We start from the raw sequence: 23,386 nt of genomic DNA, 5'->3' as shown, positions 1-23,386 counted from the left end.
TCGGCGTGTTGGGGGTGTTGCGGAAAAGCCACGCTGCTCACTGTTGCGTGATCGACACAGCTCATCGCGCGCGAACCAGACCTCGTCTGCCGCGTTGTTGACATATGACGGGAAAGGGTTTTGACATCGTTGTCGGAGACCAAGAAGTCGCGTCAGCGGCCGTGTAACCGGTTACAATGAGGGTTAGGGGAGGAATATCGTGAGGAATTCCAGAAAGATGCGTATGAATATCGCGCGCGGCATTTCCGCCGTTGCGCTTGCTGCTGCGTTGACGATCGGGTCGCCCGCGTCGGCACAGACCGCTTCCACGCTGCAGGGCCATGTCCAGGGCGCCGCTCCGGGCGCGACGGTCACCGTCACCGACACGGTCACCGGCCGCAGCGTCGTCGCCACGGTCGATGCGCAGGGCAATTATGTGCTCGTCGGGCTGCGGCCGAGCACCTACCGCGTCGAGCTCGCGGGCGGTCCGGCTCCCGAGACGGTGGTCGTGCCGGTCGGTCAGACGGTCAATTTCGACATCGGCGAAGCCGCCGGTGCCACGGCGGAGACCGGCACCGAGATCGTGGTGACCGGCGCGCGCGCCCGTTCGGAGGTGCGTTCCGCGACGATCGGCACCAACGTGTCGCAGGCGCAGATGGAAAGCCTGCCGCAGAACGACCGCAACTTCCTGAATTTCGCGGCGCTCGCGCCCGGTGTGTCGGTTTCCTCCGACGTCAACAACAAGCGTATTCAGGCGGGCGGCAACAGCTCGAACAACGTCAACGTCTTCATCGACGGCACCAGCCAGAAGAACCAGGTCGGTTTCGGCGGCGTCGCGGGCCAGAACTTCTCGCAGGGCAATCCCTTCCCGCAATCGGCCGTGCAGGAATTCCGCGTCGAGACGCAGAATTTCAAGGCCGAGTATGAGCAGGCAGGCTCGGCGATCATTACCGCGGTCACCAAGACCGGCGGCAGCGAATTCCACGGCGGCGCATTCGGCGAGTTCGTGCCCAAGTCGTTCTACGGCCGCCCCTATTTCGACCGTCCGGGCAATGCCAACAACCCGACCGGTGCGAACGAGAAGCCCGATTACAAGCGCTGGCAGTTCGGCGCCGATCTGGGTGGCCCGATCATCCCCGGCGTGCTGCACTTCTTCGCGGCCTATGAGGGTACGCGCACGACCCAGCCGGGCCTCGCGGTGAACCTCACCGATCCGAGCATTCCGGCCAATCTCGTGTCGGAGAACGCGGGCAGCTTCCCCGCCGATTTCAAGCAGGACCTCTATTTCGGCAAACTGACGCTGTTCGCCTCGGACGCCGACACGCTCAACGGCAGCTATTTCCTGCGCAAGGAATCCGACGTGCGCGATTATGGCGGCACCCGCCTGCGCGAAGGCGGCCGCGATCTCGGCACCGACACCAAGAACGCCCAGTTCGAATGGGTGCATCGCGGCGACAATTTCGTGAACGAGCTGACGCTCAGCTATTTCAAGAGCTTCACCGGCACGCCGACGATCACCCAGGGGCCCGAATACAAGCTGATCAATCCGGGCGGCGCCGAGGTGCTGATCGGCGGCGCCAATTCGTTCCAGCAGGCGAACGATCAGGAATCCTACACCTGGAAGAACAACTTCACCTATACCGGCGTCGACAATCACGTGATCAAGGCGGGACTCAAGGTCTCGATGAACACGCTGACGCGTATCGAGGACGCGTTCGCCAACGGTTCGTACACCTACAACGCCGTGGGCTTCACCGGGACCGATTCGAGCACCCCGGTGCGCGCAACGATCTCGCTGTTGCCGCCGACCCCGATGGAAGCCGACAACGTCATGGTCGGCGTGTTCCTGCAGGACGACTGGACGATCGACGATCACTGGACCGTCAATGTCGGCCTGCGTTGGGACTATGAATCCAACAACTTCAACAACGATTATCAGACGCCGTTCAAGGTGGCCAACGCGCTGCGCAACTACCAGCCTTGGCAGGCCGCGGGCATCAACCCCGAGGATTATATCACCGACGGGACGAAGCGCTCGCCGTTCAAGGGGGCGTTCCAGCCGCGCCTCGGCGTCGCCTATGACGTCAATGGCGATCGCGATCTCGTGTTCTTCGCGGGTGCCGGCCGTTACTATGACCGCAACATCTTCTATCTCGCCTCGCTGGAGACGTTGTTCAACAACATCCGCAGCGACGCGACGGTCAATTTCTGCGGTGCTGCGGGGCTTCCGGGTTGCACCGGCGGCGCGGGCGAGCTGGCGTGGAACCCGGCATATCGCGATCCGCAGGCGCTGCGTACTGCGGTCGGCCAGACCGGTCTGAGCGGGGATATCTGGGTCATCAACAACGATGCCAAGGTGCCGTTCACCGATCAGTTCACGCTGGGCGTGCGCAAGCGTTTCGGTCCGGTGCAGTTCTCCGCCGCCGTCGCGCACAACCGCTCGCACAACGGCTTCATCTTCGTGCGCGGCAACCGTCAGCCCAATGGCCAGTACACCGATGCCGGCGATGCGTGGGTGCGCGACAACTTCCCGGCGGACGGCCGTCCGGCGGGCTATACCGGTCGTCTGAACATCGGGTCGAGCGAAGGCGAGCAGCGCTACACCGCCCTCTATCTCACCGCCGACAAGCCCTACAGCAAGAACTCGGGCTGGGGCGCGACGGCGTCGCTCACCGTCTCGGACGCCAAGTCGAACCAGGCGATCGCCTTCGACGAAGGGCAGATGTTCAATGCCGGTCGGCAGGATGCCTTTGGCTGGCAGCCGACGCGCGGCCTCGAGCGGTGGCGCTTCGTCGCGACCGCGATCGGCGATCTGCCCTGGGGTCTGCAGGCGTCGGGAACGCTGACGCTGAGCTCCGGTCCGCGGTTCGGCAATGTCGACACCAGCCGGGTGGCCACGCCTACCTGCGGCTGCTTCTACTATAACGACGCCGGCGTGTTCGGGCCCAAGCCGTTCATCGCCTACAAGAACCTCGATCTGCGGCTCGCCAAGACGTTCAAGATGCCGTGGGGCGGCCATGAGCTGACCATCGACGGCGAAGTCTTCAACGTCTTCGACTCGGTGAACCGCGCCTATTCGACCTGGGGCGCTGGTTCGGGTGCCAATCCGAGCCTCGAGGAGAACAACACCGTTGGTTTCGCGCGTACCTTCCAGGTCGGTGCGAAATATCGCTTCTAAGCCCCCTTTGAAGCGAACCACTCGGGGGAGGGAGGCCTGCTTTCCTCCCCCGATTTTTTGTAATCAGGCCACATGAAACCCGAGCTGCGCCGCGTCGGAACCAGCCAGAGCCCCGTCGTCACGGTCGACGGCTTCAGCGGCGACGTGCAGGCCGTGATCGACATTGCCGCGGCGCTCGCGCCGTTCTCGCCAGACGCGAAGACCCATTATCCGGGCGTGCGCCGCATCCTGTCCGAACGCGATGGCGATGCCTGGGCTTATGTCCGCCGCACGCTCAAGGGTGTCGCGCCTTTCCTCGGCGGGGCCTTCGACTTCGTCCATTTCGACTTGCTCGGCGCGAGCTTCTCGATGGTCACCGCGCGGCCCGAAACGCTCAGCCTTCCGCAGCGCGCGCCGCACTTCGATTCGACCGATCCCGACTATATCGCGATCCTGCACTATCTGGGCGACACGCCCGGTACCGCCTTTTACCGCCAGCGTTCGACCGGCATCGAGGCGATCACCGACGCCAATTGCGACAGCTTCATCGCCGCCGCGCGGCGCGAGAGCGCCGCGCTCTCGGGCTATATCAACGGCTCGAACGACTCTTTCGAAGCGATCGGCACGGTCGCAGGCCATGCCGATCGGCTGGCGATCTATCAGGGTCGGCTGCTCCATTCGGGGCTGATCGCCGAAGACATGAACTTCAGCCCCGATCCACGCCGCGGCCGGCTCACCGCCAATCTCTTCGTCAAAGGATATCGATCATGATCCGTGCCCCGCTCGCCGCCGCGGCGTTGCTGCTCGCGGGCACCGCCGCCGCCCAGCCGGCGAAGCGGACCTGGATCAATCCGATCGACATCGATTACCGCTACAATTTCGAGCAGATCAACGACAACGCCTCGTACCGCACCGGCGCCGATCCCGCGATCGTGCGACATCAGGATGCGTACTACATGTTCCAGACGCTGGCGGACGGCTATTGGCGGTCGACCGATCTCGTCGACTGGACCTTTATCAAGCCCAGCCGCTGGCCGTTCGACAGCATCGTCGCGCCCGCGGTCTGGTCCGATGGCGCGCGCATCCTTGTCCAGCCCTCGATGATGGAGCCGGAGTCGATCCTCGCTACGGATGCGCCTGACACCGGCCGTCTCGATTTCCTCGTCCGCCGCATGCCCCCGCTTCCCGGCGCCACCAACAAGGCGCCCGAGGAGATGAAGCCCGGCGAGATCCCGCCCGGCCCGTGGGATCCGGCGCTGTTCAAGGACGATGACGGTCAATGGTATCTCTATTGGGGTTCCTCCAATATTTTCCCGATGTACGGCGCGAAGATCGCCTTCGAGAGCGGCCGGTTGATCTATCAGACCAAGGCCGCGCCGATGCTCAGCCTGCACCCGGATCTTCATGGCTGGGAGCGTTTCGGGCAGGACCATTGCGCCTGCTGGGCGCCCGGCAAGCCGAGCCCCTCCTATATGGAGGGCGCGTGGATGACGAAGCAGGGCGGCCGTTACTATCTCCAGTACGGCGCGCCGGGATCCGAGTTCAACGCCTATGCCAACGGCACCTATGTGTCCGAAAGCCCGCTCGGCCCGTTCACCTATGCGCCGTGGAATCCGGTCGCCTATCGTCCCGGCGGCTTCGCGCAGGGGGCGGGGCACGGCTCGACCTTCGAGGATCGCCACGGCAATTGGTGGAACAGCGGGACGAGCTGGATCGGCTATAATTGGGGGATGGAGCGCCGGATCGTGATGTATCCGGTTCACTTCTATCCCGACGGGCAGATGGCGGCGTCGTCGCGCTTCGGCGATTTCCCGCATTATGCCGCGACCTCGAAGGTCGAAGACCCCGAGAGCCTGTTCACCGGCTGGATGCTGCTTTCGTACAAAAAGCCGGCCACTGCCTCGACCACCATGGGCGAGTTCGCCGGCGATCGCGTCACCGACGAGAATCCGCGGACCTTCTGGGTCGCCGGCGCCAACAAGCCCGGCGAGACGCTGACGCTCGATCTCGGCGCGGCGAAGACGCTGCGCGCGGTGCAGGTCAATTTCGCCGACTATAAGTCCAATCGCTTCGCCGACGCCGACGACATCTACACCGAGTTCGCGCTCGAATCCTCGCTCGACGGCAGCCGCTGGTCGCCGCTGGCCAGGACCGGAGAGCCGCGCCGCGATCGGCCCAATGCCTATCTCGAACTGCCCGCCCCGGTGAAGGCGCGCTATGTCCGCTATGTCCATGGCCATGTCGGCGCGGCTAATCTCGCGATCAGCGACATCCGCGTGTTCGGCAGCGCAGGCGGCAAGGCCCCGGCGATGCCCGGCGGAGTCTCGGCGAAGCGCGATAGCGACGAGCGCAACGCGCATATCGCATGGAAGCCGGTCGGGGGCGCGGTCGGCTACAATGTGCTCTGGGGTATCCGGCCCGATCGCCTGACGCTCAATTACCAGCACTGGGCCGATCAGGGCACGACGCTCGAGCTGCGCGCGCTCAACAAGGGCCAAGGCTATTGGGTCGCGGTCGAGGCGTTCGACGAGAATGGCGTGTCGCGGCGCTCGAAGCCGGTGCGGATCGACTAGCCTCTTCCCCGTCGCGTGGCGCTTGCCTAGGAAGCCGCCATGCCTACGCTTCTCGAAATCTGTGTCGATGATTCCGCCGGCCTCGCTGCGGCCGTTGCCGGCGGCGCCGATCGCCTCGAGCTGTGCTCTGCGCTCGAGCTGGGCGGGCTCACGCCGTCCGCGGCGCTGATCGCCGAGGCGGTGCGCAGCGGCTGCCCGACACATGCGATGATCCGTCCGCGCGCCGGTGGCTTCGTCCTCGTCGAGGGTGAGGCGGAGATGATGATCGAGGAGATACGGCTTACGCTCGCGCAGGGCGCTGCCGGCGTGGTGGTCGGCGCGCTCACGCCTGACGGCACGCTCGACCGCGATGCGCTGGCGCGCTTCCGCGACGCCGCGCGCGACGGGGCGATCGTCCTCCACCGCGCGATCGATTGCGTGCCCGACCCGGTCGCCGCGGTGCGCGAGGCTGCGGCGCTGGGTTATGACAAGATCCTCAGCTCGGGCGGCGAACGTTCGGCGATCGAGGGCCTCGCGACGCTCGCCGCGATGGTCGAAGCCGCCGGCGATCGGATCGCGATCATCGCCGGATCGGGCGTCACCCCTGCCAATGTCGCGCACATCATCGCCGGGACCGGCGTGCGCGAGGTACATGGCTCGGCCAGCCGCCCTGGTCCCGAGCCCGACGCCACCACCCTGCGACTCGGCTTCGCGACCGGTCCACGCCGCGAGACCGACAGCGCGATCGTAGCCAGGATGCGTGCGGCGATCGCGTAGCCGACCGCTTATTTCGCCGGGGCCTTGACCATCTCGTTCGCATGGCGCGCGAGGAACCACCAGCGCCCGTCCTTCCACAGCCAGACGTTGGTGAAACGGCGCCGCACCGGCTGCGCGCCGTCCGCGCGGCGCTTGCCGGCGATGCTGTCGGTCGACGGCTGGACGATCTCGCTGCCCGCCACGACACCGACATCGCCGTCGAGGATGACGCTCTCCACGGTCCGGTCGAAGCGATCATGCCCGATGCCGCGGTTGCGCCACAGCGCGATGGTCTTCTCGCGCGACCACATCTCGCCTTCGGGCGAGTTCACCTGAAAATCGGGGTGCATCATCGCCGCGAGCGCATCGGCGTTGCGGGTGCGCGCCGCTTCGTGCTGGGCGGCATCCGCCTTGCGCAGACTCGCCTCGTCCTGCGCGGCCGTCGGCGCGGCGATGAGGAGCAATATCAGGGATCCGAACCACCGCATCATCGCCTCCTTTTTCCGGGCGCGTGCAGGCTAGGCGGGAACGGGGCTGCGCGGGAGCCGCAAGCTTGCTACCAAGGGGCCGCGAATTTGCGGGTGCGGGCATGCTCGACTGGGATCATCTGCGGCACTTCCTCGCGGTGGCGCGCCACGGCAGCACCATCGCCGCGGCGCGGGCGCTCGGAGTCAATCAATCGACCGTGCAGCGCCGGCTGATGGCGCTCGAGGCGCAGCTCGGCCAGCCGGTGATGACTCGCACCCCCGCGGGCTATGCGCTCACCAGCTTCGGCGCCCTGCTTCTTCCGCAGGCCGAGGCAGTCGACGCCGCGGTCAAGCGATTGATGCGGCAGGCGGGGGAGGCCGCGCATATCGAAGCCGGACTGATCCGCGTCACCTGCCCCGAACCGATCGTGCCGCGGCTGATGCCGCTTATCGAGCGCTTCCAGGCGCTGCACCCCGAGTTTCAGGTCGAGTTCGTCACCAGCGATCGCTATCTCGATCTCGCCAGGGGCGATGCGGACGTCGCCTTTCGATCGGGCGACACCGACGCCGATCTGATCGGGCGCAAGATCGCCGATTCGGTCTGGGCAGTCTATGCCAGCAACGCCTATGTCGATCGGCGCGGCGCGCCCGCGAACGTCGCCGATCTGGCCCGGCATTCGCTGGTCACTTTCGACGAGACGCTGTCGCAGCACCGCGTCGTCGCCTGGCTTCGGGAAGTGGCCGGCGAGGCGCATGTCGCGGCGCGGGTGAACAGCGTGCTCGGCCTGTTGCAGGCGGTGCGTTCGGGGATCGGCATCGCGCCGCTGCCCGCGAACATCGCCGATGCCGATCCGGCATTGGTGCGGCTGTTCGGTCCCGTCCCCGAGCTCGCCCGCACATGGAAGCTGCTGACCACGCGCGCGCTTCGCCGCACCGCGCGCGTCTCGGCGCTGTTCGATTTCGTCGCGAACGAGCGCCAGGCGATCGAGGCGATCCTCAGCTGACGCACGGGCCTCTAGCCCAGCCAGCCGCCCTTGAACCCCGCCAGCGTCAGCCCGCGGCGGATCGCCGGCTCCTCGCGCATGTGCCGCCAGACGAAGTCGTTCCGGTAATTGGCGGCCTGGAGCAGGATGGGCCCCTGATCGATGCCGAGATGGTCTTTCGCCACCCAGCCATGCGTCGGATCGACGGTGCCGGTTTCCAGCCGCACGTCGGTGAAGCGGAAACTCGGGTTGAACGAGTCGAGGAAGCCGTATTTCCCGTAGATCCGGTCGCCGTGCTCGCGGCGCAGCGCTTCGGCGCAGGGGATGACGATCTCGGGCGCGAACGGCAGCGAACCCAGCGCGGCGGTCGGCGCCAGCGTGCCGTCGTCGCGCTCGTCGGGCTGGCCGAGCGGCCCGCGCGCGGCATAGCCGAAGAATTCGCGCGTCTCGCCCTTGAACGGACGCTCGTAATTGCCCGGTCCGTCGCAGGCGGTGAGGCCCCAGACGTCCTTCGACCAGCCGTCCCAATTCTTCGGATTGGCGGTGCAATAGGCGCGGTTGGCGAAGGTCGCGCGGCGGCTGTTCTCGAAATAGTCGAGCCCCGCCTCGCGCATCACCATGTCCTGGATGCCGCGGAAATCGACCCAGATATGGCTGTATTGATGGCCGAACAACGGCGCGAAGGCGAGGTGGCGTGTCGGGCCGTCGCCGCGCCACGAACGCGGATAGGTTGCGGTCCACGCCTGCCAACTGTCGGCGGGCAGCGGATGCTCGGGCGCGCCGAGGCCGAGCACATAGACGAACATGCCTTCGTTGAAGCCGGTCCAGCTGGCGGGGATCAGCCCGCGCTCGGGATGCCAGCCCATCGACACCGGCTTGCGGCCGTCGCTGCGGAAGAAGTTCCAGTCGGCGCGGGCATAGAGCGCTTGCGCCAGCTTGCGGATCTCGCCCTCTACCGCATCGTCGCGGTCGTAATAGCGGCCGGCGAACAGCACTCCCATCAGGAGCAGCGTGGTATCGACGCTCGACAGCTCGACGTCGCGGAAGCGCGCGCCGGTCTCCATGTCGATGAAATGGTAGAAGAAGCCCTTATGGCCGGTCTTGCCGGTCGGCTCGGGCCCCTGCGGCGCATTCCAGAAGAAGCGGAGCGTGGTAAGCGTCAGATCGCGCGCCTCGGCACGGGTGCACCAGCCGCGCTCGACACCGATCGGATAGGCGGTGAGCCCCAAGCCGACCGAGGCGATCGAGCAGAAGCTCAGCGTCGGCCAGCGATCGGGCACCAGCCCGTTCTTGCGATTCACCGTATCCCAGAACCAGCGGAACGTCCGCTCCTCGATATCCGCATAGAATGCGGGGAGGGCGTTGCCGGCGGGGGCGGCACCGGGCCGGGCAGTCGGCGTGCAGGCGGGAAGGGCTCCCGCCGCCGCGAGCATCGAGGAGCGAGTGAGCAGCGCGCGTCGATCGATCATGTCTTTCCCTATACCCCAAAAAAACGGGAGGCGACGCCAGAGACGTCGCCTCCCAGGAGGGGTGTTTTGAAACCGGTTACATCAACGGCACGCGAAAAGCGCGCCGGGCCAGGCGTCGTCCGCCGCGCGAGGATAGGGGCGCGGTCAACCATGGGCGGTCGCGCCGGTGCGTGCGGCGGTGGTCGCGCGCGCGATGAGCTCGGGCGCGTATAGCTCGACGCCGCCGCCCGGGCCCTTGCCCTCGAGCATGTCGACCAGCCGCGAGACCGCGCGCGCGCCGATCTCGGCGATGCGCACCTCGATCGTGGTGAGCGCGAGATAGCGTGCCAGCGGCACATCGTCGAAGCCGGCGACGGCGATGTCCTCGGGCACGCGCTTGCCCGCCTGGCGCAGCGTGTGGAGGCAGCCGATCGCCATCATGTCGTTGGCGGCGAACACGGCGTCGCAGGGTTCGTGGCTGGCGAGGATCTGCCGCGCCGCGGCCTCGCCGGCTTCCTCGTTGAAGTCGCCGGCGATCACCCGCACGGGCATGTCTGGCGCGAGGGCGGCGAGCGCGTCGCGATAGCCCTGCAGCCGCTCCTGCGCGTCGACATTGCTCTCGGGCCCCGCGATATGGACGATGTGGCGATAGCCGCCCGCCAGCAGATGCTCGACCATCGCGTGCGCGCCGGCATGGTTGTCGAGCCGCAACGCCGGCCGCGCGGCGACTTCGCCGGGCGCGTTGATCAATACCGCGGGCAACGCCGCCGGCAGCGCGCGCTCGAGCGATTCGGGGGTGATGTGTGGCGCCATCACCAGCAGCCCGTCGACCCGGCCGCGCATCGTGCGCAGCGCCGCGGCAGACTGCTCGCTGTCGTCATGCATGTTCGAGAGCAGCAGCACATAGCCGCGCCGGCTCGCCTCGCGGTCCATGCCGCGCACGCATTCGGAAAAGAATTCGCCGTGGAGGTCGGGCAGGACGACGCCGATCGCATGCGCCCGGGCGAGGCTGAGGCTGCGCGCGCCGGCGTGGGGCACGTACCCCAGTTCCTTTGCCGCGGCGACGATCCGCTCGCGCGTCTCGCCGCGAACATTGTTGAGGCCGTTGAGCGCGCGCGAAACCGACGCGACCGAAACCTCGGCGCGGCGGGCGACATCGCGAATGGTGGCCTCTCCCATTTTCCTCCTGCTCCCGGTCTCGCGCATGTTTCCTACGTTTCAGACCGCAAGGGCGATTGCAATCCTCGCCCGACAAAGGTTATGTAACCGGTTACGGACGGCCGCAACAAGCAAAAAAGTTGCGTGTGGCGTTTGTGAGTCGCTTGCTCGCGCCGGGTTGGGGCGCGCCCTTCAGGGAGAGGAATTCCAATGTTCGACACCAAGATTTCGCGACGCGCGGCGCTGATGGGTGCGGGTGCGGTCGCGGCTTGGGTCTCCAGCCCCGCGCGTGCGCTGTTCCAGGCCGCGGCGCGATTGCCGGTGCCTGCGTTCGTCGATGGACTGGTCGCGAAGATGACGCTCGCCGAAAAGGCGGGCCAGCTCACGATCATGCCCGCGGCATGGAGCGGCGGGGTCGCGACCGCGCTCAATCCGGCCGGCAACGCGCCCGGTTTCGAGCAGCAGCTCGACGAAGTCCGCCAGATGCAGCTCACCGGGGTGTTCAACGGCAACGGTGCCGAGATGGCGCGCCAGATGCAGAGCGTCGCGATAAAGGAGACGCGGCTCAAGATTCCTTTGCTCTTCGCCGCCGACGTGATCCACGGCCATCGCACGATCTTCCCGGTGCCGGTGGGCGAGGCGGCCAGCTTCGAGCCCGATCTCGCCGAGCGCACCGCGCGCATGGCCTCGTACGAAGGCGCCGCCTCGGGCATCGACTGGACCTTCGCGCCGATGGTCGACATCGCCCGCGACCAGCGCTGGGGCCGCACGATGGAAGGCGCCGGCGAGGACGTCCATCTCGGCGTGCTGATGGCCGACGCGCGCGTCCGCGGCTTCCAGCGTCCCGATCTCAAGGCGATCGATTCGATGATGGCCTGCGCCAAGCATTTCGCCGCCTATGGCGCGGCGGAGGCGGGGCTCGACTATAACACCGTCGACATTTCCGAGCGCACGCTGCGCGAGATCTATCTGCCGCCGTTCCGCGCCGCGGTGAACGCCGGCGTGCTGTCGTTCATGGCTTCGTTCAACGAGATATCGGGCGTTCCTTCGACCGCCAACGAATGGCTGATGCGCGACATCCTGCGCGGCGAATGGGGTTTCGAGGGCTTCGTCGTCTCCGATTACACCGGTGACATGGAGATGATCGATCACGGCTTCGCGAAGGATTCGCGCGAGGCCGCGAAGCTCGCCTTCCTCGCCGGGGTCGACATGAGCATGACCAGCGGCTTCTACCGCAAGCATCTGCCCGAGCTGGTCGAGGCCGGGGAAGTGCCGCAGGCGCGCCTCGACGATTCGGTGCGCAAGGTCCTCGCGATCAAGGCCGCGCTCGGCCTGTTCGACGATCCTTTCCGCCGCATCGACGTGAAGCGCGAAAAGGCGCGCTCGCGCACCAAACCGGCGATCGCACTGTCGCGTGAGGCCGGCCGCAAGTCGATCGTGATGCTCAAGAACGAAGGCGACCTGCTGCCCCTGCCCAAATCGGGCAAGAAGATCGCGATCATCGGCCCGTTCGCGTCGGGCAAGCACGATCTCAACGGGCCGTGGGTGGTCTATGGCGGCCAGGACTATGCCGTCGATCTGGCCGAGGGCGTCCGCGCGGCGGTCGCCGACAGGAACAGCGTCACCGTCACGGCCGGCTCCGGCGTCGAGGAAGCGATCGCCGGCGGGATCGACGCCGCCGTCGCGGCGGCGCAGGCCGCCGATATCGTGCTGCTCGCGATCGGCGAGAGCGAGAACATGTCGGGCGAGGCGCAGTCCCGCGCCGAGATCGTCGTCCCCGCGCCGCAACAGGCGCTCGCCGAGGCGGTCGCCGCGACCGGCAAGCCGGTGGTCGTGGTGCTCAAGAACGGCCGCGCGCTCGCGTTGCAGGGGGCGGTGGCCAACGCGCCGGCGATCCTCGTCACCTGGTTCCTCGGCACCGAGAGCGGCAACGCCACCGCCGATGTGCTGTTCGGCGAATATGGCCCCGCCGGCCGCCTGCCGTGCAGCTTCCCGCGCTCGCCGGGCCAGCAGCCCTTCTATTATGCGCACAAGCCCACCGGCCGGCCGAACCCGTCGGACGACAAGCTCGAGCCGTACAAGGCGCATTATCGCGGGATCCCGAACAAGGCGCTCTATCCGTTCGGTCACGGGCTGACCTATGGCAAGATCGAGTATGCCAACCTGCAGGCCGCACCGACGCTGGCGTGGGACGGCGAACTGACCGTCAGCGCGACGATCGCCAACCGCGGCACCCGCGCCGCCGAGGAGGTCGTCCAGCTCTACATCCACGATCGCGCGGCGAGCATCACCCGGCCGGTCCGCGAGCTGCGGGCGTTCCGCAAGATCAAGCTCGCCGCCGGCGCGTCCGAGACAGTGACCTTCCGGATCAAGCGTTCGCTGCTGCTCTTCTACGGCCGCGACAACAAGCCGACGGTGGAGCCGGGCATGTTCGACGTTTGGATCGCCCCCTCGGCCGAAGCGCAGGGCGTCCATGCCCAGTTCGAGCTGGTGAAGGGCTAAAATCCTCCCTCGCGTAGCGGGGGAGGTGGCGCCGAAGGCGACGGAGGGGGCCTCTCCCCGGGTGCTTCGCTCGCGGAGAGGCCACCTCCGTCAGGCTGCGCCTGCCACCTCCCCCGGTTCTCGAGGGAGGATCTTGATCCCCGCTCCAGCCCCTTCACGATCCGCGCATGCGCGCCCTTGCCGAGCGGGTTGAGCAGCATCAGCAGGCACGAAAGCGCCAGCGCGCCGAGCGGCACCAGCGCGATCGTCCAGCGCATCGCGGCGAGCGTCGCCGCGCTCTGTTCGACATTCGCGACATAGCCGGCGCTGTCGAACCCCATGCCGAGGATCATCGTCGCCAGCCCGATCGCGACGCGCTGGAGCAGGGCGGCGGCGCCGAACACCGCGCCTTCGACGCGGAGCCCGGTCGCCTGCTCGCCATATTCGATCGTGTTGGGCAGCATCGCCCAGAAAGCGAAATGCAGCCCGACGATCACCGCCTGCATGCCGACGAGGAACAGCTGCATCGCCAGCGGCTGGTCGATGTGCACCGCCGCGAACAGCGTCAGCCCCGCCATGCACAGCGCTGCGGCGACGAACCATAGCGCGCGCGTCCCCAGCACGCGCTGGAGCAGCATCCACAAGGGCACGGCGACGGCGCTCACCACGCCCATCCACGCCAGCGCGCTCTGCCCGGCGGCGTCGCTGCCGAGGAAATATTTGAAGTAATAGAGCACCGATTTGTTGAGCACGGTCACCGCGACGATCATCGCCATCATCGCGAGGTTGAGCGTCACGAAGGCGCGGTTGGCGGCGAGGCTGGCGATGCTCGCGCGTACCGAGGGTGGGGCAGGGGCGGCGGGCACGGCGTCCTCGCGATAGGTCGCGCCCACCAGCATCAGGATCGCCGTGCCGAGCACCGCGAACAGCACCGCCGCCCAGAGATAGCTCGCCGCCGCCGCCGTGCCGCCGCCGAGCCATGTCCCGATCGGCACGGTGCCGCGCGCCACCACCACCCAGGCGAGCGTCCCGAACAACATCCGCGCGCCTGCGACGAAGGCGCGGTCGCGGCTGTCGACGCTGATCCGCGCGCCCATCGCCAGATAGGGCACGTTGAGCGCCGCATAGGCAGTGCGGAACAGCAAATGCCCGATCACCACCAGCGCCAGCCCGCCCGGACCGGTGCCGAGCGGCGCATAGGTCAGGATGCAGGCGAGCCCCAGCGGCACGCTGCCGAGGATCAGCACCCGGCCATAGCCGCCTTTGGGCGGCCGACGGTCGGTCACCTCGCCGGCGATGAAGCTGGCGATGCCGTCCCAGATCGATGCCGCGGTGTAGATCGCCGCGGCGGTCGTCATCGGCAGCCCGAGCGCGTCGGTATAGTAGAAGAGCAGGAAGAGCATGATGCTCTGCCAGTAGAGATTGAACGCGAAGTCCCCGAAGGCGAACAGGATCAGGCGGGCTTTCATGGCACCGATCATCGTCCAGCGGCGGCCGGCCGAACAGGGGGCTATTTCAATCGGGCGAGGCTCTCGGCCAGCTCTTCCTGGCGGAACGGCTTGGCGAGCCGCGGCAGATCGGGCGAGATACCCTCGAGCTCGGCATAGCCCGAGACGATCAGCGTCTTCACCGCGGGATACAGCTCGCGGACGGTGCGCGCGAGATCGGTGCCGCTCATTCCGGGCATCAGATGGTCGGTGACGAGCAGGTCGATCGCCTGATCCGCGAGATGGTCGAGCGCCTCGCGCCCGCTCTCGGCCTCGATCACCTGATAGCCGAGATCGCGCAGCAGCTCGCCGGTCGCCTCGCGCACGAGGCTCTCGTCGTCGACCAGCAGCACCAGGCCTGCCGCGCCGCCGACATCGGGCAGGTCACGCTTGTCCGCCGCCGTCACCGGGCTGTCCGCGATCGGCAGGAGCAGCTCGACCAGCGTGCCGAGCCCCGGCTTGCTCGACAGCAGCATCGCCCCGCCCAGCTGCGAGACCAGCCCATGAACCATCGACAGGCCGAGCCCGGTGCCCTTGCCGATCCCCTTGGTCGAGAAGAAGGGCTCGATCGCCCGCGCCATCGTCTCCTCGTCCATCCCTTCGCCGCTGTCCGCGACGGTGAGCCGCACATAGCGGCCGGGCGGCAGCTCGGCGCGATGCTCGGCATCGATCGTCTCGGTCGACGCGGCGAGCGTCAGTCGCCCGCCATCGGGCATCGCATCGCGCGCGTTCACGCTGAGATTGAGGATCGCCATCTCGAGCTGGTTGGCATCGGCGAGCGCCGGCGGCAGCGCCTCCGCCACGTCGACGCTCACCTTGATCTGCGGTCCCGAGGTGCTCGCGATCAGCTCGGACATGCCGTGGATCAGCGCGCCGAGATCGACCGGGCCGGCCTGGAGCGGCTGGCGCCGGGCGAAGGCGAGCAGCCGCTGCACCAGCGTGCGCGCGCGCTCGGCCGATTCGAGCGCGGCACCGATCAGCCGCTGCTCGCGCTCGCTCGCGGCCGATTTCCGGCGGAGGAGATCGAGGCTGCCGATGATCGGGGTGAGAAGATTGTTGAAATCATGCGCGACGCCGCCGGTCAGCTGGCCGAGCGATTCCATCTTCTGCGCCTGGCGCAGCGCATCCTGCGCGCGTTCGAGCTCCTCGCGCCGCTCGGCTTCCTCGGTCACGTCGCGGCCGATCACATAGGCCTCGCCCTCGCCGGGCGCCGCGGTCCACGCGAAGCGCCGCCACGATCCGTCCTTCGCGTGCAAGCGGGCGACGAAATCGCGGAGCGGCCCGGTTGCCGCGGCGCGGATCGCGAGCGCCACGCTGTCGCGTTCGTCGGGATGGACGAAGCGGACGAAGCGCTGGCCCATCACTTCTTCGGGCGCATAGCCGAGCAGCGGACCCAGCGCAGGGTTGACCGCGCGGATCTCCCAGCGCCGCCCGACGACGAGGAAAAGGTCGCCGCTCAGCCGCCACATCCGGTCGCGCTCGGCGGTGCGCTCGGCGACTTGCTGCTCGAGCGTCCCGTTGAGCGCCTTGAGCGCCTCCTGCGCCTCGCGCCGCTGGGTCACGTCGCGGACGATCCCGGTGGTGCGGAAGGCGCGGCCGGTCGCGTCACGCTGGACGATCCCCCGCGAGGCGATCCAGCGCACCCCGCCATCGGGGCGGATGATGCGATATTCGGTCGAGAATTGATCGCCCGATTTGATCAGCCGGCCGACGATGCCGGTCACGCGCTCGCGGTCGTCGGGGTGGATCGCGTTTAGCCGCTGCTCGGGCGTCATGTCGTCGCCGCTGTCGACGCCCATGATCTCGCAGGTCCGCGCCGACCAGCTGCCGCGCATCCGGACGAGGTCCCAGTCCCATGTGCCGATCCGCGCGCCCTCGATCGCCAGCCGCAGCCGGCTCTCGCTTTCGCGCAGCGCCGCTTCGCTGCGGACGCGCTCGACATGCGCCCAGCTGCGTTCGGCGACCTCGCGCAGCAGCCCCAGCTCGTCGGCGGTCCAGTGGCGCGGGTTCGAATCATGGATCGCCATCAACGCGGTGAGGCGGCCTTCCTTGAGGAAGGGCAGGCAGATCGTCGCGCGGATGCCGATATCGAGAAAGGCGCGGGCGCCGTCCTCGCCGAGCTCGGCGACATCGTCGAGCACCAGCGGGTGGCCGCTCCGCAGGCAGGCGACCGCGAGTCCGCCAAAGCTCGCCAGCCTGTAGCGCCCGACGATGCTCCTCGCATCGGCGGCATGCCAGTCGCCGCGGATGTTGAACATGTCCTCATCGGCTTCCATGTCGGCATAGGCGGCGTCCGACAGCCCCAGCCGCTCGCCCAGCATCCGCGTCGTCGCCGCCATCACCTGATCGGCGTCGCGGGCGTGGATGGTCGCGCTGGCCAGCGTGTCGAGGAAGCGCAGCCGTGCTTCGTTCTTGCGCAGCGCCTGTTCGGCCTCGCGCCGCGCGACGGCGTTGCGCGTCCGCTCCGCGACGTCGCGGATCAGATCGAGCTCCTCCTCGCTCCAGCTGCGCGCGGTGGCATGATTGAGGAACAGCAGCGCGACGAATCCGCCCTGTTCGGTCACCGGCATGTTGACGAAGGAATGCGCGCAGATCGCCTTGAGGCTCGCCGCGGAGGCGGCGGTACGCGGATCGAGATCGGCGTCGGCGACCACGACCGTGCGGCCCGCCTTCAGATCGTCGATATAGCTCCCGTAATCGCGGAAATGGAGCGTGCCGGCGAGGCTGGCCACGCCCGGCGCGTTCCAGTCGCGCTCGATCCGGATCGTCTCGGCCTGTTTGTCGATCGTGCCATAGCCCGCGCGGCTCACTGCCAGCCGTTGTCCGAGAATCTCCGCGGCGGCATAGGCGATCGCGTCGGGGTCCTCGAGGTCGCGGAAACGATCGGCCAGATCGGCGAGCAGCTCGTAGCGCCGCGTGATCGCGTCGCTATCCTGTTCCTCGTCCGCTCCACGCCTCGCCATCGTCCGCGAAACCCGTCCCTTCGGCTTCCCGTCGTCGCCCCGACACTACAGCCAAGCCTGCGTAAAACCAGTGAGATTCGGAACCACGGAAGCCGCTCGCGCTGCCGTCGGCAAGCGAGGGCAGGCCGCCGCGGACGCCGCCGTGCGCCGGTGACCGCCGAAAACAGGGGTCGTGAGAACGTTCTTGAGAACGCTCTCAATTTATGCTCTAACGCAGCATCCGAAGCGGCAGACTTCGGAAAAGAGGGGTGTTGGAAGGCGATCGCGATTGCGCCGAACGCGCGCGTCGCCTTGATTCGGTCATGGCTTGGACAGCGTTGTCAGTCCGGCTTGCCGCTCCCCTCGCAATGGAACTGCCCGCCGCAGATGCGCGGCGACGAGGGGAGACGAGGGGCAATGGTTGCGAGTTTTGCGAGCGTCGCGCGTCCGATTGCGATGATCGCCCTGTTGGCCGCCGCGACGGCGAAGGCAGGCGAGCCGGATGTCCCGGCCGCGCCCGCGGCACAGGCCGCGCCCGCCGCGCGTCCCTGGGCAGACGCGAGCCTGCCGCCTGCCGCCCGCGCGGAAATGCTGCTCGCCGCGATGACCTTCGAGGAGAAGCTCAGCCTCGTCTACACCTGGTTTCCGCCGCTGGCGAAGGATCCGGCGGCGCCCGCCGATCTGATTCCCTCGGCGGGGCACCAGCCGGCGATTCCGCGGCTCGGCATCCCCGCGCTGCGCGAGACCGATGCCAGCCTCGGCGTCGCCAATCAGGTCGAGCAGCGCAAGGGCGACGTCGCCACCGCGCTGCCTTCGGGCCTGTCGCTCGCCGCGACCTTCGAGCCCGCATTCGCCTATGCCGGCGGCGCGATGATCGGCGGCGAGGCACGCGCCAAGCGCTTCAACGTCATGCTCGCCGGCGGCGTCAACCTGACCCGCGATCCGTGGGGCGGCCGCAATTTCGAATATCTCGGCGAGGATCCGCTGCTCGCCGGGCTGATGGCGGGCGAATCGATCCGCGGCATCCAGTCGAACCACATCGTCTCGACGATCAAGCATTTCGCGCTCAACGCGCAGGAAACCGGCCGCTTCGTCATGGACGCGCGGATCGACGAGGCGGCGTTCCGCGAGAGCGATCTGCTCGCCTTCCGCATCGCGATCGAGAAGGGCCGGCCGGGCTCGGTGATGTGCGCGTACAATCGCGTCGGCGGCGATTATGCCTGCGAGAATGACTGGCTGCTCAACCGCGTTCTCAAGGGCGACTGGGGCTATCGCGGCTGGGTGATGTCCGATTGGGGCGCGGTCCATTCGACCGTCAAGGCCGCGCGCAACGGGCTCGATCAGCAATCGGGCGGCGAGCTCGACACGCATTCCTTCTTCCGCGCCGATCTGCGCAAGGCGATCGAGAAGGGCGAGTTGCCGAGCGCGCGGCTCGACGACATGGTCCGCCGCATCCTGTTCGGCGCCTTCTCCGCCGGGGTGATGGACGCCCCGGTGGTCGAGACGCCGCAGCCGATCGACTATGCCCGCAACGCCGAAATCGCCCAGCGCGCCGCCGAAGCGGGGATCGTCCTGCTCAAGAACGAGCGCGGCGTGCTCCCGCTCGCGAAATCGGCGAAACGCATCGTGCTGATCGGCGGCCATGCCGATGTCGGCGTGCTCTCCGGCGGCGGCTCGTCGCAGGTCCGCTCGGTCGGAGGCGTGCCGATCGAGATCCCGCTCAAGGGCGGCGCCGCGGCGTCGTTCGTGCGCACCACCTGGCACGGCTCCTCGCCGCTGCTCGCGATCCGCGCATTGGCGCCCAGGGCCGATGTCCAGTTCGTCGACGGCAGCGATCCCGTCGCCGCCGCGGCCGCCGCGCGCGGTGCCGACATGGCGATCGTCGTCGCGACGCAATGGACCACCGAGGCCGAGGACCCCGAAAGCATCGCGCTCGTCGGCAATCAGGATGCGCTGATCGCCGCGGTCGCCGCTGCCAATCCGAAGACCGCGGTGGTGCTCACCACCGGCGGTCCGGTGCTGATGCCGTGGATCGACAACGTTCCCGCGGTGCTCGCGGCCTGGTATCCCGGCCAGCGTGGCGGCGAGGCGATCGCCCGCGTGCTGTTCGGCGAGGTCAATCCCTCGGGCCGCCTGCCGATCACCTTTCCCGCCGCCTCGTCGCAGGCGCCGCGCCCGGCCGTGCCGGGGATGGAGCAGGTGCTCGCCGATCCGAAGCACGGCGAGGACGCCCGCGCGATCACGCCGTTCGAGGTCCAGTATCGCGAAGGCTCGGACGTCGGCTATCGCTGGTATGCCCGCCAGGGCCACAAGCCGCTCTTCGCCTTCGGCCATGGCCTTTCCTACACGCGCTTCGACTATGCGAAGCTGCGCGTCGAGGGCGGCGACAGCCTGCGCGTGAGCTTCGACGTCACCAATCGTGGCAAGCGCGCCGGCGCCGACGTGCCCCAGCTCTATGTCGCCCCGCGCGACGGATCGCGGCCGCTGCGCCTCGCCGGATTCGAGCGCGTGACGCTCAAGCCGGGCGAGACGCGCCGCGTCACCCTCGTCGCCGAGCCGCGCGTCGTCGCGGACTATGACGTTTCGCTGCCCGGCTATCGGGTCGCGTCGGGAATCTATCGCGTGTCGATCGCGCGGGATGCCGCCCAGCCGGTGCTCACCGGGACGGCGGAATTGCAGGAGCGCCGGCTGGCGCCCTGAGGACGGGAATACCTGGAGCGACGGGACGCGCGAGAATGTCCCGCCGGGCAATTTGGGAGGAAGTGAGAATGAAGAAGGGGTTATCAGGAGTGATCGTCGGCCTGCTGGCTACCACCGCAATGGTGGCGCCGGCATGGGCGCAGGAGACGGCGCCCGCGCCGGCGCCCGCGGCACAAGGCGATCAGGTTGGCGCCGAAGATGAGGAAATCCTCGTCACCGGCATCCGCGCCTCGCAGCAGGCGTCGGTCGACATCAAGCGTAACGAAACCGCGATCGTCGACGCGATCTCGGCCGAAGACATCGGCAAGCTGCCCGACGTCACGGTCGTCGACGCGCTCCAGCGCATCTCGGGCGTCCAGATCCAGCGCAACGCGGGTGAAGGCTCGACGGTCAACATTCGCGGCCTGCCGCAGGTCGTCACGCTGCTCAACGGCGAGCAGTATCTCAGCGCCGGCAATCTCGGCACGGCGCAGCCCAATCTGAACGACGTACCCGCCCAGCTGATGAACTCGGTGCTCGTCTTCAAGACGCAGGACCTGCGCAACGCGCTCTCGGGCATCTCGGGCACGATCGATCTGCGCACGCGGCGCCCGTTCGATCTGTCGGACGGTCTCACGGTCTCGGCGCAGGCCGAATATCAGCGTGGCGCCAACACCAAGCACAACGACTATCTGTTCAGCGGGCTGGCGAGCTGGCGCAACGACACGGTCGGCATCATGATCGGCGCGACCAAGAGCAAGGCGATCCTCGGCAACAGCTATGCCGGCACCGGCGGCAGCGTCTTCGGCAAGAATGACTGGGGCGCCAGCGGCCCGAACTATATCGAGCCGCACGGCTATGAATTCTTCAACCGCGAGGTCGAACGCGATCGCCTCGGCATCAACGGCGCGATCCAGCTCAAGGTCGGCGAAGGCTTCACCGTCACCGGCGAAGTGTTCCACACCGAGCTGACCGAGCACAACCGCGCCTCGGGCGTGAACATCTCGAACCGCTGGAACGGTCTCGGCTGGACCACGCCGACCAGTTCGGCGCCGTCCGGCGTCCAGAGCGGTGGCCAGCCCTGGCTCGACGTCGACGAATATGATCTCGACGTGTGGTGGTTCAATTCCTTCTCGGTGAACCGCACCACCAAGAACAAGTCGACCAACTACAATCTGTCGATCGACTACGACAATGACGGCCCGTTCACCTTCTCGGCGCGTGCGCTGAAGTCGAACGCCAACATGCGCAGCATGAACGGTCAGGTGCAGGGCGATCTCAGCAACTGGCAATATGGCGCGGACCGGGCCTTCACGCTGTTCCGCAATCCTGCCGATCGCACGCGCGGGCCGTTCTATCCCGCCAACATCGCGTCCAAATATCCGGCTTCGCAATATTCGAACGGCGTGATCGGCTCGAATGGCGGCCGCTACATCAATCCGAACCCGCTGGGCTATGGCGCCGATCCGCAGCTCCATCTCGATATCAGCGGCAACAATCCGGCGATCAGCGGCTTCGACAATCCGCTGCCCGGCGGCCTCGGCGCGGGCAAGTCGCTCAAGGACTATATGGCCAATCTCGACAGCTACACTGTCGCGGCCTTCTCGTCCGAGGGTAACCAGGAAAATCATGCCGACCTCGGCGTGTTCCGCGCCGATGGCAGCTACGAGTTCGAGGAAGGCGGCCTGTTCGGCATGCTCGGACGGGTCGATGTCGGCGTGCGCCGTTCGGACCGCTCGACCCAGATCCGCAACTTCCACCTGTTCTCGAACTTCTACGGCGGCAACGGCGCGAGCCAGGCCGCGGGCTGTTCGGCCCAGTGGAAGGCGATCGACGTCGTCATGAACCAGAACCAGTGCCAGGCGGGTGAGTTCGTCTCGAACCCCACCTTCAATGCGGCGCTGCCCACGGTGACGGCGGGCGATTGCGCGGCGGGGACGGTGGCCAATGCGCCGACCTGCTTCCAGGCCTATACCGTCAACCGCCCGACCAAGCTCAACGAGTTCAACAATGTCCACTTCCAGACCAACTGGGGCGGCGTGGTGAGCGGCATGCCGGGCATGTGGGTGGTCGATCCCAAGGACTTCGACGATGTCGTCGCCTTCCAGAACCGGGTCTTCGGCAACACCGAGGAAGTGATCATCCCCGGCAACACTTACGACGTCGATCTGGTCGAGGAGAGCGCCTACATCAACACGTCGTGGGCGTCGGGCGGGTTCAAGCTCAACGGCGGCGTGAAGGTGATCAACACCAAGCTTACCGTGAAGCAGAACCTCACCGGTGAGACGCGCAACTATGGCGACACCAACGTCGACACCGGCGACGTGGTGACGCGGCGGTCGTACACCGACTGGTTGCCGACCGTGATCGCGTCGTACGACATCACGCCGCAGTTCCGCGTGCGTGCGGCCTTCGCCAAGACGATGATCCCGCTGGATCTCGGCAGCTATGGCGGTGGCCTCACCATCTCGACTGCGGATTCGCCGTGCAGCGCGACCCCGGGACCGACCGACGCGCCGTGCGGCGTGCGGCAGGTCACGGGCGCCAACTCGGGCGGCAATCCGGCGCTCAATCCGTGGCGCTCGAACAACTACGACGTGAGCCTCGAATATTATCTGGGCCGCGCGACGCTGTTCAACCTCGGTCTGTTCAAGCTCGACATCAAGAGCTTCATCGATTCGGGCCAGACGACGGGCCGGTTCCCCGACCAGGACGGCGTGACCCGCCGCGATGTGCCGGTGACTCTGCCCGCCCAGGGCAAGGGCGGATCGCTGCAGGGACTCGAGGTCGGCGCCAAGATCGCGTTCAGCGATCTGTTCGACGCGCCGTTCCTGCGCAACTTCGGCGTCGACGCCAACTACACCTATTCGGACTCGTCGCAGCAGAAGCTCGACATGACCGGCGAGAAGCTGCCCTTCCAGGACAATTCGAAGCATCAGGTGAACTTGGTCGGCTGGTACCAGGACGATCACTTCCAGGCACGCGTCGCCTATAATTATCGCACCGCGCGTCTGTCCTCGACCGTCGGCAGGTACGAGATCGCGCCGAGCACCTTCGGCACGATCCCGATCTTCCAGGACAGCACCCAGTATGTCGACGTAAACCTCACCTACAACGTCAACGATCAGTTCGCGATCTACGCCAACGGATCGAACGTGTTCGGTGAGCGCGAGCGCTACTTCTTCCAGTTCGACAACGACTCGCGTCAGTACGCGTCGCAGAACCGGTTCGAGCCGCGCTACTCGGCGGGCGTCCGCGTCCGCTTCTAAGAGCCAACCCTCCTGAGCCGGCAGCTCC

At 67.4% G+C, this 23,386-nt stretch carries 13 protein-coding genes; 8 read left to right on the top strand and 5 right to left on the bottom strand.

What is annotated here, in order from left to right:
* The first annotated feature begins 217 nt into the window (after positions 1 to 217).
* The 4 genes from E5A74_RS09000 (at position 218) to E5A74_RS08985 (ending at position 6,465) form a co-directional block, all read left to right on the top strand.
* Positions 218 to 3,157 carry a TonB-dependent receptor gene (locus E5A74_RS09000; RefSeq protein WP_135983972.1) on the top strand — a complete coding sequence of 980 codons (2,940 nt, stop codon included), beginning with the start codon at positions 218 to 220 and terminating at the stop codon, positions 3,155 to 3,157.
* A gap of 72 nt (positions 3,158 to 3,229) precedes the next feature.
* Positions 3,230 to 3,907 carry a DUF6445 family protein gene (locus tag E5A74_RS08995; RefSeq protein WP_135983971.1) on the top strand — a complete coding sequence of 226 codons (678 nt, stop codon included), beginning with the start codon at positions 3,230 to 3,232 and terminating at the stop codon, positions 3,905 to 3,907.
* On the top strand, positions 3,904 to 5,709 hold the full coding sequence (locus tag E5A74_RS08990; protein ID WP_135983969.1) for a family 43 glycosylhydrolase: 1,806 nt from the start codon (positions 3,904 to 3,906) through the stop codon (positions 5,707 to 5,709). Before E5A74_RS08995 ends, E5A74_RS08990 begins: the two co-directional genes overlap by 4 nt.
* A gap of 39 nt (positions 5,710 to 5,748) precedes the next feature.
* Positions 5,749 to 6,465 (top strand): copper homeostasis protein CutC, encoded by a 717-nt coding sequence (locus E5A74_RS08985; RefSeq protein WP_135983967.1) that lies wholly within the window; start codon positions 5,749 to 5,751, stop codon positions 6,463 to 6,465.
* A gap of 8 nt (positions 6,466 to 6,473) precedes the next feature.
* Here E5A74_RS08985 and E5A74_RS08980 read toward each other — a convergent pair whose 3' ends face one another.
* Positions 6,474 to 6,932, bottom strand: a complete 459-nt coding sequence (locus E5A74_RS08980) for a nuclear transport factor 2 family protein (protein WP_166745706.1) — start codon at positions 6,930 to 6,932, stop codon at positions 6,474 to 6,476.
* A 101-nt stretch (positions 6,933 to 7,033) separates the two neighbouring features.
* On the opposite strand from E5A74_RS08980, the gene E5A74_RS08975 reads away from it, so the two are divergent.
* Complete coding sequence (locus E5A74_RS08975) at positions 7,034 to 7,915, top strand: LysR family transcriptional regulator (RefSeq protein WP_135983964.1); 882 nt, start codon at positions 7,034 to 7,036, stop codon at positions 7,913 to 7,915.
* Positions 7,916 to 7,926: 11 nt separating this feature from the next.
* Here E5A74_RS08975 and E5A74_RS08970 read toward each other — a convergent pair whose 3' ends face one another.
* Both E5A74_RS08970 and E5A74_RS08965 read right to left on the bottom strand, forming a co-directional pair.
* Positions 7,927 to 9,363: a glucoamylase family protein gene (locus E5A74_RS08970; protein ID WP_135983962.1), complete on the bottom strand. Its 1,437-nt coding sequence runs from the start codon at positions 9,361 to 9,363 to the stop codon at positions 7,927 to 7,929.
* Between the two features lie 144 nt (positions 9,364 to 9,507).
* The gene (locus E5A74_RS08965; protein ID WP_135983960.1) at positions 9,508 to 10,521 is read right to left on the bottom strand and encodes a LacI family DNA-binding transcriptional regulator; all 1,014 of its coding nucleotides are present in this window, start codon (positions 10,519 to 10,521) and stop codon (positions 9,508 to 9,510) included.
* A gap of 189 nt (positions 10,522 to 10,710) precedes the next feature.
* On the opposite strand from E5A74_RS08965, the gene E5A74_RS08960 reads away from it, so the two are divergent.
* On the top strand, positions 10,711 to 13,002 hold the full coding sequence (locus tag E5A74_RS08960) for a glycoside hydrolase family 3 N-terminal domain-containing protein (RefSeq protein WP_135983958.1): 2,292 nt from the start codon (positions 10,711 to 10,713) through the stop codon (positions 13,000 to 13,002).
* On the opposite strand, the gene E5A74_RS08955 is transcribed toward E5A74_RS08960, so the two are convergent.
* Both E5A74_RS08955 and E5A74_RS08950 read right to left on the bottom strand, forming a co-directional pair.
* Positions 12,999 to 14,450, bottom strand: a complete 1,452-nt coding sequence (locus E5A74_RS08955) for an MFS transporter (RefSeq protein ID WP_240699747.1) — start codon at positions 14,448 to 14,450, stop codon at positions 12,999 to 13,001. The genes E5A74_RS08960 and E5A74_RS08955 overlap by 4 nt on opposite strands.
* Positions 14,451 to 14,491: 41 nt before the next feature.
* Positions 14,492 to 17,431 carry a PAS domain-containing protein gene (locus E5A74_RS08950; RefSeq protein WP_135983954.1) on the bottom strand — a complete coding sequence of 980 codons (2,940 nt, stop codon included), beginning with the start codon at positions 17,429 to 17,431 and terminating at the stop codon, positions 14,492 to 14,494.
* 435 nt (positions 17,432 to 17,866) lie between these two features.
* Here E5A74_RS08950 and E5A74_RS08945 point away from each other — a divergent pair, with 435 nt between their 5' ends.
* Positions 17,867 to 20,110 (top strand): beta-glucosidase, encoded by a 2,244-nt coding sequence (locus E5A74_RS08945; protein ID WP_135983952.1) that lies wholly within the window; start codon positions 17,867 to 17,869, stop codon positions 20,108 to 20,110.
* 68 nt (positions 20,111 to 20,178) lie between these two features.
* Positions 20,179 to 23,358: a TonB-dependent receptor gene (locus tag E5A74_RS08940; protein WP_206365816.1), complete on the top strand. Its 3,180-nt coding sequence runs from the start codon at positions 20,179 to 20,181 to the stop codon at positions 23,356 to 23,358.
* Positions 23,359 to 23,386: the final 28 nt, after the last annotated feature.

The sequence above is a fragment of the Sphingomonas naasensis genome (genome assembly GCF_004792695.1).
GTDB lineage: Bacteria > Pseudomonadota > Alphaproteobacteria > Sphingomonadales > Sphingomonadaceae > Sphingomonas > Sphingomonas naasensis.
The sequence above is the reverse complement of the archived record's forward strand: the minus strand, read 5'-3'. Positions and strand labels throughout refer to the sequence as shown.